This is a genomic window from Bradyrhizobium sp. KB893862 SZCCT0404 (genome assembly GCF_018130885.1).
GTDB classification, from domain to species: domain Bacteria; phylum Pseudomonadota; class Alphaproteobacteria; order Rhizobiales; family Xanthobacteraceae; genus Bradyrhizobium; species Bradyrhizobium stylosanthis.
In genome coordinates, this window is the sequence record NZ_JAFCLT010000003.1 from 649,878 (window position 1) to 666,431 (window position 16,554).

The 16,554-nt window shown below is 65.7% G+C and carries 19 protein-coding genes and 1 tRNA gene; 6 read left to right on the top strand and 14 right to left on the bottom strand.

Going from position 1 to position 16,554, the window contains the following annotated elements; genetic code table 11:
- Nucleotides 1-7: 7 nt before the first annotated feature.
- The gene (locus tag JQ617_RS17055; RefSeq protein WP_212027297.1) at nt 8-718 is read right to left on the bottom strand and encodes a RibD family protein; all 711 of its coding nucleotides are present in this window, start codon (nt 716-718) and stop codon (nt 8-10) included.
- A gap of 20 nt (nt 719-738) precedes the next feature.
- Complete coding sequence (locus JQ617_RS17060) at nt 739-1,401, bottom strand: FABP family protein (RefSeq protein WP_212027298.1); 663 nt, start codon at nt 1,399-1,401, stop codon at nt 739-741.
- Between the two features lie 137 nt (nt 1,402-1,538).
- Between JQ617_RS17060 and JQ617_RS17065 the strand changes: the two genes are divergently transcribed.
- Nucleotides 1,539-3,659, top strand: a complete 2,121-nt coding sequence (locus JQ617_RS17065; protein WP_212027299.1) for a hybrid sensor histidine kinase/response regulator — start codon at nt 1,539-1,541, stop codon at nt 3,657-3,659.
- An 87-nt stretch (nt 3,660-3,746) separates the two neighbouring features.
- Here the strand turns inward: JQ617_RS17065 and JQ617_RS17070 are convergent, their stop codons facing one another.
- Both JQ617_RS17070 and JQ617_RS17075 read right to left on the bottom strand, forming a co-directional pair.
- The gene (locus tag JQ617_RS17070; protein WP_212027300.1) at nt 3,747-3,926 is read right to left on the bottom strand and encodes a hypothetical protein; all 180 of its coding nucleotides are present in this window, start codon (nt 3,924-3,926) and stop codon (nt 3,747-3,749) included.
- Nucleotides 3,927-4,063: 137 nt separating this feature from the next.
- On the bottom strand, nt 4,064-4,570 hold the full coding sequence (locus JQ617_RS17075; protein ID WP_212027301.1) for a hypothetical protein: 507 nt from the start codon (nt 4,568-4,570) through the stop codon (nt 4,064-4,066).
- Nucleotides 4,571-4,844: 274 nt separating this feature from the next.
- Here JQ617_RS17075 and JQ617_RS17080 point away from each other — a divergent pair, with 274 nt between their 5' ends.
- The 5 genes from JQ617_RS17080 (at nt 4,845) to JQ617_RS17100 (ending at nt 10,054) form a co-directional block, all read left to right on the top strand.
- Nucleotides 4,845-5,663, top strand: a complete 819-nt coding sequence (locus JQ617_RS17080) for an AfsR/SARP family transcriptional regulator (RefSeq protein WP_212027302.1) — start codon at nt 4,845-4,847, stop codon at nt 5,661-5,663.
- A 207-nt stretch (nt 5,664-5,870) separates the two neighbouring features.
- Nucleotides 5,871-6,128, top strand: a complete 258-nt coding sequence (locus JQ617_RS17085) for a hypothetical protein (RefSeq protein WP_212027303.1) — start codon at nt 5,871-5,873, stop codon at nt 6,126-6,128.
- A gap of 13 nt (nt 6,129-6,141) precedes the next feature.
- The gene (locus tag JQ617_RS17090; RefSeq protein WP_212027304.1) at nt 6,142-7,440 is read left to right on the top strand and encodes a hypothetical protein; all 1,299 of its coding nucleotides are present in this window, start codon (nt 6,142-6,144) and stop codon (nt 7,438-7,440) included.
- Between the two features lie 192 nt (nt 7,441-7,632).
- Nucleotides 7,633-9,306 carry a TIGR02594 family protein gene (locus JQ617_RS17095; RefSeq protein WP_212027305.1) on the top strand — a complete coding sequence of 558 codons (1,674 nt, stop codon included), beginning with the start codon at nt 7,633-7,635 and terminating at the stop codon, nt 9,304-9,306.
- Nucleotides 9,307-9,337: 31 nt separating this feature from the next.
- Nucleotides 9,338-10,054, top strand: a complete 717-nt coding sequence (locus JQ617_RS17100; protein ID WP_212027306.1) for a hypothetical protein — start codon at nt 9,338-9,340, stop codon at nt 10,052-10,054.
- A gap of 62 nt (nt 10,055-10,116) precedes the next feature.
- Here JQ617_RS17100 and JQ617_RS17105 read toward each other — a convergent pair whose 3' ends face one another.
- The 10 genes from JQ617_RS17105 to JQ617_RS17150 form a co-directional block, all read right to left on the bottom strand.
- A complete protein-coding gene (locus JQ617_RS17105; RefSeq protein WP_063693523.1) occupies nt 10,117-10,365 on the bottom strand; it encodes a hypothetical protein in 249 nt (82 codons plus the stop codon).
- A 175-nt stretch (nt 10,366-10,540) separates the two neighbouring features.
- Nucleotides 10,541-10,616 (bottom strand) — tRNA-Phe (locus tag JQ617_RS17110).
- Nucleotides 10,617-10,791: 175 nt separating this feature from the next.
- A complete protein-coding gene (gene yacG, locus JQ617_RS17115; protein WP_063693503.1) occupies nt 10,792-10,974 on the bottom strand; it encodes a DNA gyrase inhibitor YacG in 183 nt (60 codons plus the stop codon).
- A gap of 156 nt (nt 10,975-11,130) precedes the next feature.
- On the bottom strand, nt 11,131-11,760 hold the full coding sequence (locus JQ617_RS17120; protein ID WP_063693500.1) for a Maf-like protein: 630 nt from the start codon (nt 11,758-11,760) through the stop codon (nt 11,131-11,133).
- A gap of 155 nt (nt 11,761-11,915) precedes the next feature.
- Nucleotides 11,916-12,383: an arsenate-mycothiol transferase ArsC gene (locus JQ617_RS17125; protein ID WP_212027307.1), complete on the bottom strand. Its 468-nt coding sequence runs from the start codon at nt 12,381-12,383 to the stop codon at nt 11,916-11,918.
- A 6-nt stretch (nt 12,384-12,389) separates the two neighbouring features.
- Nucleotides 12,390-12,887: a UPF0262 family protein gene (locus JQ617_RS17130; RefSeq protein WP_063693493.1), complete on the bottom strand. Its 498-nt coding sequence runs from the start codon at nt 12,885-12,887 to the stop codon at nt 12,390-12,392.
- Nucleotides 12,884-14,179, bottom strand: coding sequence for a histidinol dehydrogenase (gene hisD / locus JQ617_RS17135; protein ID WP_212027308.1), 1,296 nt, complete (start codon nt 14,177-14,179; stop codon nt 12,884-12,886). Before hisD ends, JQ617_RS17130 begins: the two co-directional genes overlap by 4 nt.
- A 151-nt stretch (nt 14,180-14,330) precedes the next feature.
- A complete protein-coding gene (locus tag JQ617_RS17140) occupies nt 14,331-14,780 on the bottom strand; it encodes a DUF2948 family protein (protein ID WP_212027309.1) in 450 nt (149 codons plus the stop codon).
- An 81-nt stretch (nt 14,781-14,861) separates the two neighbouring features.
- A complete protein-coding gene (locus JQ617_RS17145; protein ID WP_212027310.1) occupies nt 14,862-15,521 on the bottom strand; it encodes an NAD-dependent epimerase/dehydratase family protein in 660 nt (219 codons plus the stop codon).
- 26 nt (nt 15,522-15,547) lie between these two features.
- Nucleotides 15,548-16,486 carry an SDR family oxidoreductase gene (locus tag JQ617_RS17150; RefSeq protein WP_212027311.1) on the bottom strand — a complete coding sequence of 313 codons (939 nt, stop codon included), beginning with the start codon at nt 16,484-16,486 and terminating at the stop codon, nt 15,548-15,550.
- Nucleotides 16,487-16,554 lie beyond the last annotated feature (68 nt).

The following is a 16,554-nucleotide window of genomic DNA, read 5'->3' on the forward strand; positions in this document are numbered from 1 at the left end:
CGGCGCTTCACCCAGCAGATTCGTGCGGATCGTTCTTGATCAGATAGCGCAGCAGCAGCACGCCGCCGCCGAGCTCCCGCACGCTCTCCAGCGTCATCGCGGTGAGCGGCGCGCGCTTGCCGCCGTCCGCAGCCGTCGAATCGAACACGAACGGCGCGCCGCTGGCGCCATCGATGGCGGGGCTGAGGATCAGGTTGAATTCGTCGATGAGACCGGCACGCAGGAAGGCGCCATTGGCGACGCCACCACCCTCGACCAGCAACCGCTTCACTCCCAGCTCGCGGTTGAGGATGTCGAGCGCCAGCGCCAGATCGATCTCGGACTTGCCCGCGAAGATGTAGGACACGCCCTCGCCGCGCAGCCCTGCGAGATGCGAATCCGGCACGCTCTCGGTCAGCACCGCCACGATCGGATCGCCGCCGATGTCGGAACGGCCCCATCCGATCTTGCCCTGTGCATCGAGCACGACGCCGTAGGTCTTGGCATCGCGCCGCGCGAACCAGTTCTCGCGCGAAAACTTTTCGCCCGAGATTTCGGGATAGGGCTTGCCCTTGGCGAACTCCGACCCGGTGACGCGGCCGATCACCCAGGCATCGCCGCCGAGCTCCTCATGGATCTTCTCGAACCAGTCCGTGCCGGCGCCTTTCGGGCGCCAGCGGCTCGGATGCGTGCGGCCATCGAGGCTCGAGTGCATCAGGCAGATGACATACGGCTTCATGCAAATCTCCGGACAGCGTCTCAGCTCGCGGGGCCACCGCTCTTGGCGCGATCATTCACGATCACGGCGAGCGGGTTGAGCTTCGGCGGCGCGATGAGCTGAAGCGTGTTGGTGTCGTGATGGTTGAACGGCGCGCCGCGGACGAACAACTCGGTCTGGATCAGGTAGGTCCAGCTGCCGTCGTCGTTGAAGGTGATGTCGCAGCGATAGGAGTCGGTGCGGAAGGCCTGTTCCAGGAAGTCGGTCGAGCAGATGCCGTAAGCGGTGTCGCCGCGCTTGGCGGTGACCGCGATCTTCCTGTCGTCCGGTCCGGCCTTGCCGGAGGCCAGCAGCACCTGCCCGCGCGGGATCGCCAGCGTCTGCATGATCAGCCCGGTCGCGGGCTCCCACAGCCAGTAGCCGACCTGGTCGTGGAAGGTGATATCCTCTTCCGGCGTGTTGATGTGGATGTGATAGCGCAGGCCATAGAACAGCTGCGGGCCGTTGGCCTGGGGGTCGATCGGGTCCATCCGGATGTGCTCGATGAAGGTCCGCCGCTCCGGCCCCTCCGCCTTCGGATTGATGTCGATCCCCTTGTTCGCCTGCCACGTTCCGGCAAGGCGGCGAAGCGGGCCGAGATTGGCAAGGGCGTCGGGCGAGACGTCCTCGGGCTCTGTGAAGATGTCGGCGGGAATGGGGAGCATGGGGGACCTCGCATCGTTGCGGGGGCAGCAATAGCACAAGGCCGGCGCAAAACTACCGGAATGGAACTGGAGGCCGTGCCGGGCGTTGTCGGCCGTCGAGCCCTCGAAATACGGGCTCGGTGTGGGCAAGGCCGCCCATGTCTAGCGTCGCGGGGAGTCCGGTGCTGTCTGAGAAAGCTGCTCGGCAGTCAACTGACGTGAGCTTCCTCGCCGACGGTGGCGAGCTGGGCGCGATGATGCGCGCCCTCAACTGGTCGGGCTCGCCGCTCGGTTCCCCCGATCATTGGTCCCAGGCCCTCAAGACGACGGTCGGCATGCTGCTGGCGGCGCAGGCCCAGATCGTCCTGTTCTGGGGGCCCGATTTCGTCGCGCTCTACAATGACGCCTATGCGCCGGGCATCGGCGCCAATCATCCCCGCGCCCTCGGCCGTCCGGCGATCGAGAATTGGGGCGAGCTGTGGGACGATCTCGAACCGCTGCTGGCCGGCGTCCGCCGGACGCGGACAACCTTCGCCGCAAAGGACCGCCCCTTCTACGTCGAGCGCCATGGCTACGGCGAGACGAGTTACTGGGACGTCTCCTACTCGGCCATACCTGACGACGACGGCTCGGTCGGCGGCGTGCTCTGCATCGTCTCCGAGACGACCGAGCGTGTTCTCGGCGAGACCCAGCTGCGGGCCAGCGAGGCGCGCTACAGGGAGCTCAATGCCACGCTCGAGCAGCGCGTGGCCGAGCGCACCGCCGAGCGGCACCTGCTCGCCACGATCGTGGAGACCACCGACGGGCAGATCCAGGCCCTCGATCTCGACTATCGCTGGCTCGCCATCAACGCCTCCTGCGCCGATGCCTATGAGCGCATCTACGGCAAGCGGCCGAAGGTCGGCGAACGCCTGCATGAATTCCTCGCCGACCGGCCCGAGCACCTCGCTGCGGCCACGGCGATATGGAGCCGCGCGCTGGGCGGCGAAGCCTTCACCACCATCGAGGAATTCGGCGACGCCCGCTTCGACCGCCGCGTCTACGAGATGAAGTTCGAGGCGCTGCGTGCGCCGGATGGCACGCGGACCGGCGCGTTCCTGACCGGCATGGACGTGACCGATCGCCTCGAGGAACAGGCGCGGCTCGCACAGGCGGAGGAGGCGCTGCGCCAGGCCCAGAAGATGGAGGCCATGGGCCAGCTCACCGGCGGCGTCGCGCACGACTTCAACAATCTTCTGACGCCGATCGTCGGCCTGCTCGACATGTTCCAGCGCAGGGGCATCGGCGGCGAGCGCGAGCACCGCCTGATCGCCGGCGCGGCGCAGGCGGCCGAGCGCGCCAAGACGCTGGTGCAGCGGCTTCTCGCCTTCGCCCGCAGGCAACCGCTCCAGGCCGTGCCGGTCGATATCAGCCGGCTCGTCGCCGACATGGGCGATCTGATCTCGAGCACGACCGGACCGCAGATCCAGGTGACGGTGGACGCACCGGAAGGCCTTCCCGAGGCGATGGCCGATCCCAACCAGGTCGAGATGGCGATCCTGAATCTTAGCGTGAATGCGCGGGATGCCATGCCCGACGGCGGCAAGCTGCGCATCTCGGCCAAGGCGCGCAGGGTCGAACGTCCGCACGAATCGGGACTGATGCCGGGCACCTATGTCTGCATCGCAGTCGTCGATACCGGCATCGGCATGGACGAGGACACGCTGGCTCACGCGGTCGAGCCGTTCTTCTCGACCAAGGGCGTCGGACAAGGCACGGGTCTCGGCCTGTCGATGGTCCACGGCCTTGCGTCGCAGCTTGGCGGCGCGCTCACGATCACCAGTGCCGTGGGATCGGGGACGACGGTGGAATTGTGGCTGCCGGTGAGCTACGCGACCCCGGGCACGGTCGATGCCGTCCCCGAGCCGAGCCTTCAGCCGCTTGCCGCCGGCACGGCACTCCTCGTGGACGACGAACCACTGGTGCGCATGAGCACCGCCGAGATGCTGAGCGAGCTCGGCTACAGGGTGGTCGAGGCGGGCTCGGCGGAGGATGCCCTGCAATATGTCAGGCAGGGCCTTCGGCCGCACCTGCTCGTCACCGACCATCTCATGCCGGGCATGAGCGGCACGGATCTCGGCCTCGCCCTGCGCAAGCAATATCCCGAGCTGCAGATCCTCGTCGTCTCGGGCTACGCCAACAACGAAGGCATCACGCCGGATCTGTCGCGGCTGACGAAACCATTCCGGAGCGACGAGCTGGCGGCGAGCCTGGCCAACCTCACTAAGGTGGCGCGCTAGGCCGCGCAGCGAAACTCCCACCCTTCGAGAGCATGAACGCGAAGCGGAGCCGAACCGGCCTGGTTCGGCTCCGCCTCCGGGGCGCGCTTAGTGGCGATGATCACGAATCTCGGGCTGCTTGCGATGGTCCCGCACGATCGGCTGATCGCGGTGGTCGCGCACAACAGGCGGATCGCGATGGTCGCGGACGATGGTGCGCGCGCTCGACGGCGTCGCCACGCCTGCCACGGTGATCGCCGCGAGAGCCACGAGAATGGTATTGCGCATGAGTCTGGTCCTTTGCCAGGTGGATCACTGCGAGCCACCTGACATCAGGCTAGATCGATCGGCCGGAATGATATGTGCCGACGATCACGCGGTGACGATCCATGCGCGGGCGAACCTCGTGCGCCCTTGAGCCCACGTCAACGCCAGCCCGCCGCCAGCGCCACGCTGCTGCAATAGGCCGAGGTCTCGCCCGACCGCCAGCCGGTGATGCGCCCGGCTTCCTTGCACTCGTCGTAGCTCTTGTAGTTGCCGACGTTGCGGCACGTGGCCGAGTACACGCCGCCCGTCGCGTTGCAGCCGACCCAGGGCTGAGTGGCGGTCTTGAAGCTCGACTGGCAACCACCGACACAGCTGCCGGTGGCGGCGGCGAGTTTGGCGAGCTTTGCGGCATCCGACGTCGGTGCAGCCGGGACCGTTGCCGGGACCGGCGAGGTCGCGGCGGACCTGGTGCTGCGGCTGGCGGCGCGATGTGCCGGCTTGTGCGGCTTCGCCATCTGCTTCGGCGCCTCCACCGCGATGCCTGGAATCTGGGTGTCGGTGGGCGTCGGTTGCGACATGGCCGCGCCGCCCTGGCAAAGCAGCACGAGCGCGACCGACGGCAGCGTGACAGAAAGACGTGCAACGAAGCGTGACGACAACGTCATGACCATGTCCCTTTCCGGATGCGAGGACGGTCGATCCCGTCCCGAGGCAAGGATATCACGCCGGGCAGCGAGTTGCATCATGACCTCGCACAACCTCGCACCGCCCGGCAAACTAGCCTTGGCCGAATCCACGTCGGACCTGCGATGCACGGCAGACACAATCATAGATATATCTGCAATCGGGAGCTTGACTCTCGGCAGAGTTTCGTCAGGCTACAATTTTAGGGTGAATTTCTAAAAGACCATTTTTAAGTGTGCGTTGGGGGCGGCCGTGTTGACGATCAGCCTGCTCGGGTCCAGCCGAGTTGCGAGTAACCACGAACATATTTGGGCAGAACTCGGACCAGCCGGGCGGCGGATGGCCGGTTTTCTCTTCACTTTCCCGGATCGTCCGCATCGCCGCGAAAGACTGATCGACCTGTTCTGGCCGGATATGGACGCCGAGAGAGGACGCCGGGCCATGAACTCGGCAGTCTGGCGCCTGCGGAAACTGCTGGCGTCGTCACCCGAATGCACGAGGGACAACCATCTCAGGACCGTGGGCCCCGAGACCATCCTGGAAAAGTCCGCCTGGCTCGACGTCGACACCTGGGCCCTGCTGCAGACCGCCCAGACGACGCTCAGCTCCGTGGCCGAGCTCGAGCCGTGCGGAATCAAGGACATCCTGTCGGTCCTGTACCGCTACGAGGGACCGTTCCTGGATGGAGAGGAGGCCGATTGGGTGCTGGAGGAGCGTGAGCGGCTCCATTCCGTTTTCGTCCAGACCGCCCTCATCGTCGTCCGGCATCTTGGACAGCAGGGCCGTCATCACGAGGCCATCCAGCTCGCCCGTCACGCGCTTCGTTTCGATCCCTACAGGGAGGAGCTGGTGCGCTACCTCCTGATCGTGCTCGCGCTCGACGAGCGACGCAACGACGCCATTCGATATTACGATCATTGGATCGGCCTGATCCGGAAGGAGCTTGGCATCTCGCCGCTTCCGGCCACGCGAGCGACCATCGAAGAGATCAGAAACCTGCACGATGTCGAAACCCTGCAGCATTTGCGCGCGCGGTTGTTCGGCACCGATGGCCGGCAGCGCTCCCTGAGCTGAGCACTTCTTCACTATCAGCGACATCGTAGAACGGATGCGGTCGGCGCCGACCGTACGCCTGCGCGGCCGCGCGGTCGTGCCGTGATGGCGCCGTGATCAACGGACGATCTCTCCGCGAGCCGTCCGCAGGCCGACCGGGATTGGTCACCGTCAATCCCGAGATCATCGCCGGATCGTTCCGAGTTCGGACCATGCCAACGTCGCGGCATGAGCTTGCAAAGACCACTGCTTGATCCGGTTTTCATCCTGCGATTCTGGCGGGAGGCGCTCGACGGCAGCGGCAAGGCTCGCTGGCGGGTGCAGATCCGCAACATCAACACGGGTCGCCGCGACGTCGTCGACGACGTCCAGGACGCCTTCACGATCGTCACGGCCAATTTGAACGCTGCCGAGGAGCACGAGCACTCCGAGGAGCCGAGGACCGGAACACCAGGCGATGATCTCGACGACAAGTCACTTTGCTGAGACGGGGGCGTGCATGCGCTATGTTGTGAGGTGGGCGGCGTGTCTCGCGATGGCGCTGTTGTCCGCCGGCTGCGACCTGAGCTCCACGCAGGGCGTCGGCACCAGGCTCTATCCCGCCGATGTCGCGGCGCAGACCGACCTGCAGAATGCCTATGTCGGTGAGATCTGCCAGCAGGCCGGAATTCTGCCGACGGCTTTCGATGGCGTGACCAGCTGCGGCCCCAATCCATACGATGCGGCGACATGGTGGCTGTTCGTCCAGGCCGGCATGAACGACATCGACCAGCGCTGCGACGCCTATCTGGCCTGGCTCGACGATGCGCAGCGCTCGCGCGAGCCGGTGCTCAACGAGCTGGCGCTGGCCAGCGCGACGGCGCAGACGATCATGCGGTCCACCGGTGTCGGCGCCAATCCGATCACCATCGCCGGTGCCGCTTTCGGGCTCGCGGCCGGCACGTTCACCAATGTCCAGTCGCGCCTGATCCTCACCATGCCGCACTCGACGATTCAGGCCGTCGTGCTGAGCCGGCAGAAGGAGTATCGCGATCGGCTGATCGGCACGACGACGACCAAGGCGGTCGCCATCGTCAGCAGGCCGGCCGCCCTCTATGCGCTGCGCTCCTATCTGCGCCTGTGCATGCCGATGACGATCGAGACCGAGATCAACAACACCATCGCCACGTTCGAGCGCAATGGCGCCGACGGGCTGGAAAAGGGTTCGCTGATCTCGCCCAGGAGCGCGGGCGTGCCGTTCACGCCGGCGAGCGTGGTGCAGCAGCAGAAGCGCGCTACGGTCGTGCCGCCTGATGCCGATGTTGCGCCGTTCTTCGCCGAAAAGGACCTGAGCAAGGCCGAAACGGAAACCACCTTGAACGCGCTTTGTTTCGACAAGAACAAGGACATCGGTCTGCCCCGGAAGGATCTTATCAGAGAGCTCGTTGCAATTTATGAGGCGAGCGATGACGGAGAAGGTGCTCCGCCGAAGGCCGATGGCATCATCGACCGCATTGAGCGTCTCGCCATCAACAAACAGTTGAACTGCAACGCAGCGAGGAATTATTTCGAGAGAATCGTATTTGCAAATACGCAATCGCCCAAGAAAAAGGAATCGAGCGCAAAGTCGTTCACCAATCTGATCACCGCGTTGACGAAGTCGACTGCCGGAAACCCGCTTACGGGCTCGCCTGCACTCGATAGCAAGGATTTGCGCGACAAGGTCCGGGCGGTCCGCACGGCGTCCGGGTTGAACGACGTTGCGCCGCAGTTGAGCACGCATATCACCGCCGCTCTCATGAGCAAGTTGCCGCAATAGAAACTGATTGGGATCAACATGACGGTTTATCTGGTTACAGGCTTTCCCGATCTACTCGATAAGCCCGGCGGCACAGCCATACGGGGCCTGTTCGGGAACATGACTGTCGTTGGCACGGGAAACGTCTCGGACAACTTCGTCGAGGTCAAATTTCGAGATCAAACCGGGTGGGTATCGAAGGATAACCTGCTCGTGAAAGATCGCGACACTTTGGACGAGACGGCTTTTGTTCGCGAATGCATCGTCGTGGAGCGCGCCGTGAACGCGCTACAGCAGACAGCGCCCTGGTTCGTCTCGGCCGACTACGTGATTGCGCGTGCGATTTTCGAAAGCGAGGACGTCGGTCAAAAGCTTGTCAACGCCGGCAACAAGATCCCCGGGACAGATGCCGTCGGATCGCTCCAAGTCACCACCGCCGAATGGCGAAGGTTTCTCGACAACGGCGGCGAGTTGTCCGTCGGATTTGAGAAAGTAAGCCCGGACGACTACCTTGCCCAGACCTGGTGCGCAGCATTCACGATGTTCACGGACGCCAAGGCGATTACCGTCGCGAAGCGGGCCGCAGGTCAGGGCAGCGACGCCGAGCCGCCGCTGCCGAGCTATCTGGAAATCTTCCTCGCCTATCTGACTGTCAGCCCGAAAGTCGCGATCGCGCTCGCCGCGGCGGCTGCAACGCCGGCGGATAAGGGCCAGGATCCAGCGGCCACAGCAGCGACGGCCGGGTCCGACGGCGCCAGCAAGCTCAATGATTTCCTCAAGACCAAGGCCGGCCTCGCCGACGACCAGATCGCGGCCCTGTTCAAGGCGCGCCCTGGCCTCACGGGCACCAATGACGCCGGCGCGAAGACGGTTGCGGATTTCGTCAACGGCGTCAGCACGCGGCTGGCGCAGGGGCTGAAGGACGCCTTCGATCTCATCAACAAGAACGCGCCGGAAACGATCGTCGCGGTCGTCGGCTCCGGCAAGGCGCCGTGGTTCGATATTGCCCGGCAAGAGCAAAGCAAGAACATCAAGGAGGGCGTCGGAAACAGCGACGCCGAGATCCTCAAATATTTCAAGTCGATCAACTTCGACACCAATACGTCGAAGACCCCCTGGTGCGCGGCCTTCGTCTCGTTCTGCATGAAGACCTCGGGCGATCCGGTCGCCGCCGCCAGCGTGCCGAAAACCAATCCGGCACTGGCCGCGTCTTGGAAGAGCTGGGGCGATCCGCTGCCGATCAACGGCACCAACACGCCGCCGGGCGCGGTCGTGGTGCTGGCGCCCACGGAAAATCACGACGTCTCCGGTCACGTCGCCCTCTACGTCAAGGGCGACGCGAACACCATCACGCTGCTGGGCGGCAACCAGTCGGATGCGGTGAAGGAGAGTACCTATGCGCGCTCGCGCGTCGCGGCTATCCGCTGGCTGGACGTGGCAGGGCCTCCCGACGGGCCTGCTGCCGTCGGCAACATCAATCTCAGCCACTTCAACGCCCAGCAGCAGAATGCGGCCAAGATCATCATCAAGGCCTTTGCCGATGCCGGCTTCAGCCGCCTCCATCAGATCACGGCGGTCGCCAACGCGTGGCGGGAGTCGAGTCTCGATCCCGGCCAGCAAACCCACACGTCGAAAGAGGACAGCATGGGGCTGTTTCAGCTCAACATGAGAAGCGGCCTCGGCGTTGGCCACGCGGTGGGCGACCTGCTCGATGCCGAGAAGAACACCGCCATCATCATCGGCGTCTGCAAGAAGGTCCCCAGCTTCGTCAAGGCGACGGACCTCGAGCAAGCCGTGACCGCCTTCGTGCGTTTCGTTGAAGTTCCGGCCAATCAAACCGCTGAGATCGCCGACCGGCTGCACAAGGCCAATTCGCTCATGGCCTGATGCCGGACCACCGGTCGACCTGGAGGAAGAAATGGACGTCATCCAACCCACGACGAGCGTCATCCATGCGCTGCTCACCGGCGGCGTGTCGAACCTCGCGAATCTCGTCACGGCCATCGGCGCGCTTGGCGGCGCGTCCATGGGATTGGTCGACACGACAAAGATGTTTCGCGGCGGGCCGTCCAATATCGGGTTCGGCCACATCGAAGACGGGCTCGCCCCGTTCCTGAACGCGATCGCCTCGAACCCGGCGCCCTTCGGCAAGTACGCGATCCTGCGGACGCTGAAAGGCGACTGGCTGAACGGCGCGGCAAAGCCCGACCAGAAGGCCAAGGCCAAATCGCTCATCCAGCTCGCCCTGTCGCAGGCCAATGCGGCGGCGCTCGCCAATGTCGCGGCCGTCGATGCCGACGCGTTGCAATCCGCGGTGCAGAAGAAAGCCGACGGAGGAGAGGCTGCGGCCGCAGACACCAGTGCTCTCGCGCAGTTCGAATCCGTGCTCACGGCGGTGATCGACGAGGCCTATGAGCGCGGCGACCAGAAATATCGCAATGCCGCGAAGACCCTCGCCATGGTGACATCAGTCGTGCTGAGCGAAATTGCCGGCATGTCGATCTGGGGCATCACGCAGGAGAACCTGGTCTTCTTCCTGGTCACCGGCCTGATCGCAACGCCGCTGGCGCCCATCGCCAAGGACGTTGCGAGCGCACTCCAGACGGCCGCCACCGCGGCAAGCGCCATCAAGTAGGGGGGGCCGGCACCAGAGCGATCCGGTCAGGAGGCGAAGTCGCTGACCGAGGGACCGGAGGCTCAGGCGGCTTCGGACTCCGATCTCGCACGCCGCTCGAGCACGCCGAGCGTCGAGACCAGATTGTCACGCCGCGCGCGAAGGTTCAGCGCCAGCAGCGGATAGTCCGGCTGCTGCGCGTCGAACACTCCCGCTTTGGCCTCTTCCTCCAGAATGTCGGCGTTGAGCAGCCGAACACGCCACCACAAATCGGCGATCAGACCATCGAGCCGGGGCTCACCGGCAGCACCAGAACGGGACACTTCCTGCATCACTTGCCTCAACCTGAAACGGGCCTCCCTGCCGGAGCCCGACTTTGGCTGTGACTGAGCAAGCGGAGTGCCAAAGGGGGTGGGCGCGATCTGGCCCCGGGACCGGCGGCACAGCGTGCCGTGCTTGGTCGTCGGCGCGAGCCGGCGGATCAAGAGCTGATGCTTAAGGGAAGGATGGTGCCCAGGGGCGGAATCGAACCACCGACACTGCGATTTTCAGTCGCATGCTCTACCAACTGAGCTACCTGGGCGTGCTCCAAGAGAGGGGCCAAAGCCCATCGAGCGGGCGGTTTATAGTGGGCTCGGGGCTGCCTGTCCACCCAGCTTTGCCAAGAGGTTTCGCCGGGCGCGCCCCAGCTGTGTACAAGCTGGGGCCGGCTGGCCGGGGCGGGTCGAGCGCCCGCTCAAGCAATTGATATTATTCAATTATTCGACATCATCGACTTCGTCGTCGCGGCCGGGGATGACGTAGCCGCCCTTCAGCCAGCGGTTCAGATCGACGTCGCGGCAGCGCGAGGAGCAGAACGGGCGGGTGGCCTGCGCCTGCGGCTTGCCGCAGATCGGGCAGGTTTTGAGCGGCCCGGCGGGCCTGTTGACCTGGTCGTCCATGAGTGTCGCGCAGCTTTACACAGTGAGCACGTTCAAGCGCCTCTCGACGAAGGGGTTCCCGCAACGGCGGCACATGCGGCGCCGCGTGGGCCTGGCCGGGCCATTCTACTGTGCATGGGGTTGTTTTCGAAGTTTTTGTCGGCGCGGCCCTGGCGCTCACACCGCGGTGGAGTTGAGCCAGCCGAAGCGGGTCGGAAAGCCCTCGCCGCCGAGCAGCGTCGTGGTCTCGTACAGCGGCAGGCCGACGACGTTGGTGTAGGACCCGACCATCTTCACCACGAACGAGCCGGCGATGCCCTGCACCGCGTAGCCGCCGGCTTTGCCGCGCCATTCGCCGGAGCCGATATAGGCCTGGATGTCGTCCTCCGAGAGGCGCTTGAAACGGACACGGGTCTCGACCAGGCGCTGGCGGAAGGCCTCGCGCGGCGTGACCAGGCAGATCGCGGTGTAGACGCGATGATTGCGCCCCGACAGCAGCCGCAGGCACTGCGCGGCCTCGTCCACGAGGTTGGCCTTGGGCAGGATGCGGCGGCCGACCGCCACCACCGTGTCGGCGGACAGGATGAAGGAGCCGCGCAGCTCGTCGTCGAGCTGCACCGATTTGAGCGCCGCATCGGCCTTGGCCCGCGCGAGGCGGTTGGCGCAGGCGCGCGGCAGCTCGCCCCGCTTCGGCGTCTCGTCGACGTCGGCCGGCCGGAGCGCGTCCGGCTCGATGCCGGCCTGGTTAAGCAGCGACAGGCGTCGCGGCGAACCGGAGGCGAGTACGAATTTGGGGCGGCCGAGCATCAGGTGATTTGGGGATGAGGCAGGGGGTGAATTGCGCGCGGAACCTATCGGAAGGGGGCTGATTTCACAACCCGGGAACCCGGACTTTGCTGATTCGAGGTTTCCGACATGGCTGTGCCCTCGATCTGTGACGCGGGTGTTACGCCCGCCTCATGCTACCCGCTCGCCGCGCCGACCTTGGCAAACCGGCGGCGGATGCGCATCAGCAGCTGGTCGCAGACCTCGCGGTAGGCGGCGAGCTTCTGGTCGCGGCTGCCCTCGATCGTGGTGGGATCGTGTGTCGGCCAGTACTCGACGTCGGCGGCGAGCGTGCGCGTCAGCTCCAGCGCCTTGTGATGCGCCTCGGGCGAGAGCGTGATGATGAGATCGAAGTTCAGCCCCTCCCAGTCCTCCAGCTCCTCGAAGGTCTGCGGCTTGTGGGTGGAGATGTCCTGGCCGAGCTCGGCCATGATGGCGATCGCGAACGGATCGAGTTCGCCCTTCCTGGCGCCGGCGGACTTCACATAGAGGCCCTGCGGAAACATGTGCTGCAGCAGGCTCTCGGCCATCGGCGAGCGCACGCTGTTCATCGCGCAAGCGAACAGCACCGACTGCGGATTGCTTGCGCGTGGGGGCGCAGCCATCCGCGATTAGCCTTTCCAATGCAGAACAGTGATGAGCGTGAACAGCCGGCGCGAGGTCTCGAAATCGACCCGCACCTTGCCCTTCAGCCGCTCCTGGAGCGTACGCGATCCCTCGTCATGGATGCCGCGGCGGCCCATGTCGATGGCCTCGATCTTGTCCGGCGTCGCGGTGCGGATCGCCTGGTAGTAGCTGTCACAGATCATGAAATAGTCCTTCACGATCCGCCGGAACGGCGTCAGCGACAACAGATGCGCGACCACGGGCGTGCCGTCCTCGCGGCGGATGTCGAACATCAGCCGGCTGCCGGTGATGCCGATATGCAGCGTGAACGGCCCCTTCCCGTCGGCGCCGTCCGGCGCGAACAGGTTCTGCTCGATCAGGTCGTAGATCGCGATCGCGCGCTCATGCTCGATGTCAGGCCCGGAACGACCGATCGAGTCCTCGTCGAGGGTGACCGCGACGATGCGATTGCTGGAGTCGTCCTGTTCGGGCGGCTTTGTCATGACAGATTGAGGCGCAATCCAATCGAACGCGAATGGGCATCCAGCCCCTCCGCCTTGCCGAGGGTCATCGCGGCAGGTCCCAGCGCACGCAGCTGATCCGGGCCGCATTTCAGGATCGAGGTGCGCTTCATGAAGTCGTGCACCGAGAGGCCCGAGGAGAACCGCGCCGAGCGCGCCGTCGGCAGCACGTGGTTGGAGCCGCCGACATAGTCGCCGATCGCCTCAGGCGTATGGCCTCCGAGGAACACCGCGCCGGCGTTGCGGATCCTGGCGGCGAGCGCGTCGGGATCGACGGTCATGATCTCGAGATGCTCGGCCGCGATCGCATCCGCGAGCGGAATGGCGTCGTCGAGGTTCTTCACCATGATGATGGCGCCGAAATCGGCCCACGAGGTGCCTGCGATCGCCGCGCGCGGCAGCGTCTTCAGCTGCGCCTCGACGGCCTTCTCGACATCGGCGGCAAGCCGCGCCGAGTCGGTGATCAGGATCGATTGCGCGCTGGCGTCGTGCTCGGCCTGCGCCAGGAGATCGGCGGCGATCCAGTCGGCATTGCCGGTGTCGTCGGCGATGACAAGCACTTCGGAGGGACCGGCGATCATGTCGATGCCGACCTTGCCGAACACCAGCCGCTTTGCGGCGGCGACATAGGCATTGCCCGGGCCGACGATCTTGGCGACCGGCGCGATCGTCGCGGTGCCGTGCGCGAGCGCGGCCACGGCCTGTGCACCGCCGACGCGATAGATCTCGGTGACGCCGCCAAGATGCGCGGCCGCCAGCACCAGCGGATTGAGCTTGCCGTCGGGCGAAGGCACCACCATCACGAGGCGCGAGACGCCGGCGACCTTTGCCGGCACCGCATTCATCAGCACCGAGGACGGATAGGCCGCGGTTCCGCCGGGAACATAGAGGCCGGCGGATTCGATCGCGGTGTAGCGCCAGCCGAGCTCGACGCCGAGCGGATCGGTGAAGCGCTCGTCCTTTGGCAACTGGCGGCTGTGGTAGGTCTCGATGCGGTCGCGGGCGAGCTTGAGTGCATCCAGCGTCGCGGCATCGCAGGCCTTCACGGCCGTCTCGATCTCGGCCGCCGTGATACGCAGGCCGGATGCGTCCAGCTTCAAGCGATCGAACTTGGCGGTCGCCTCGAGCAGGGCGGCGTCGCCGCGCTTCGCCACATCGTCGACGATGGCGCGCGCGGCGGCCTCCACGTCGGCCGAGACCTCACGCTTGGCGGCGAGGAAGGCCGCGAATCGCTGGTCAAAATCGGCGCTGCTGCGGTCGAGACGAACGGGCATTTCTGGCTTGGCTTCCGGCTGGTCTTTGGGGCGGATTGGCTCACCCGGGCCCCTGCTCAATGGCGCGCCGGCCCCCCGCCGTCAACCCTTGGAAGGCGGGTCCCGGCTTTCGCCGGGACGGCGGCGGAATGCGCGGCGTTGGCATACCACCTCACCCCTCCCCCTCGGTCTCCAGGCCCGTCCCCAAATCATCCATCCCGAGATCGGTCAGCTCGCATTCCAGGCATTCGACGTCGAGCCGGATGGCGCCGCCTTCGGCGAACAGCAGCAGGGCGCTGCCGCCGGGCTCCTCGGCGCGGCCGTCCTGGGGGTGAAACTCGATGCCGACGAGGTCCAGGACCTTCTCCGGGGATCCCAGGTCGATGTTGCGCGATTTGCAGGCGAGCACGCGGTCGAAGCGGAGGGCGGCGACCAGCCGGCGCGGCTCGGCCGTGCCATCCAGCGTCTGCTCCCAGTCCAGCCGGCTCATGCCGACCACCAGCCGCTTTTCCCCCTGCCGCCAGACGATGTCGGCGGCCTGCACGCGGGCGTCCTGGACATGGGTGGAGATGACGGCGAGATCGTCGGCATCGAGCGCGATCATTTTGAGCTGGGGAGACATCGCCGGCGCTTCTCCTTCAGGGCGGATGGGGTTTAACGCGCGCAGGCGCGGAAATTTCCCCACAACTAACGCCCTGGCCGGCTAGATGCCATTGATATCCGCCATCTCCAGCACCTTCCGCGGATACCCCTGCCGGGCGACATGGATCATGGCGCGGCCCATCTGCTCGGTCGAGGTGACGAGGGAGGGCGAAATCCGGCGCAGCACCGACCAGAGCGGCGAGGTTGCGGTATACACCGCCTGCACCCAGGCGGTCTTCGAGCGGGCCCCGTGCAGCGGCTGGATCGCACCGGGCCGGAACATGTAGGCCGCCTTGAACGGCAGCTTGAGCAGGTCGTTCTCGGTCTTGCCCTTGACCCGCGCCCACATCCGCGGCCCCTGCTCGGTGGAGTCGGTGCCGGCGCCGGTGACATAGGTGAACGTCATCTGCGGATTGAGCCGCGCCAGCGTCGTCGCAGCCGCGAGCGTGAGGTCGTAGGTGAGATGACGGTAGCGCTCCTCGCTCATGCCGATCGAGGAGACGCCGAGGCAGAAAAAGCAGGCGTCGTAGCCTGTGAGCTCTGCTTCGATCGCCGAATAGTTCAGGAAGTCGTCGTGGATGATCTCGGCGAGCTTGGGGGCGTGCACGCCGGTCGGGCTGCGGCCGACCACGAGCACGCGCGCGATGCCGGGATCGATCAGGCACTCGCGCAGGACGCCCTGCCCGACCATGCCGGTCGCACCGAAGATGATGACTCGCATCGCGACGTCCCCAGCAGTGTCGCGGCTCATGCGGCGACCGCGATCTCGTCGAACGATACACCGGTCAGCGTTGCCGAGACATCCCACAGCATCGCTGCCGCGGCGAAGTCCTTCGCCTGCGGCATGATCCTCGCCGGCGCCGGCGGGCCCTTCAACTCGTAGAATCCGTGCGGACCGTAATAGCCGCCAGGCTCGGCGGCCGGCGAGGTCGCGGCGAACAGCGTCGGCAACGCGCCCTCGGCCGCGGAATGGCTCATCAGCGGCTGGAGCCACCGGCCGACCCGCGACTGGAACGAGCTGGTGCCCGGCCCGTTCGCAATGAGATCGGTCCGCGCGTAGCCGGGATGCGCGGCGAGGCTCGTCACGCCCCAGCCGCTAGCGAGGCTGCGGCGCTGCAATTCCAGGCTGAACATCAGCATCGCGAGCTTGGACTGGCAGTACGCGCGCCAGGGACGGTAGGAATGCCTGGCTTGCAGATCGTCGAAATTGATCGCGCCGGAGCGGTGCGCGAGGCTGGAGAGGTTGACGACGCGCGGCGCCCTGGCGCGGCGAAGTTGCGGCAGCAGGCGCGCCGTCAGCGCGTAATGGCCGAGATAGTTGGTGCCGAGCTGCATCTCGAAACCATCCTCGGTCTGCTGCCGCTTCGGCAGCGCCATCACGCCGGCATTGTTGACGAGGAGATCGAGCTGCTCGTTGCTGGCGGCAAAACGCCGGGCGAAATCGGCGACCGAGGACAGGCTGGCGAGATCGAGAGGCTCATAGGCGATCAACGCATTGGGAAACCGCTCGCAGATGCTCTCGATGGCGCGCAGGCCCTTTGCGTCGTTGCGCCCCGTGAGTATGACAATGGCACCGGCGCCTGCCAGCGCTAATGCCGTCTCGTAGCCGAGGCCGCCGGTGGCACCGGTCACGACCGCGGTCTTGCCGCTGAGAGAGGAAATGTCTGCCGTGCTCCAGTCGGTCATGCCGCGTCTCCGTTCGGGGCTGGAATAACGCCCGCGACGGGTCTAAATGTGCACTGAGTGCAAATTTG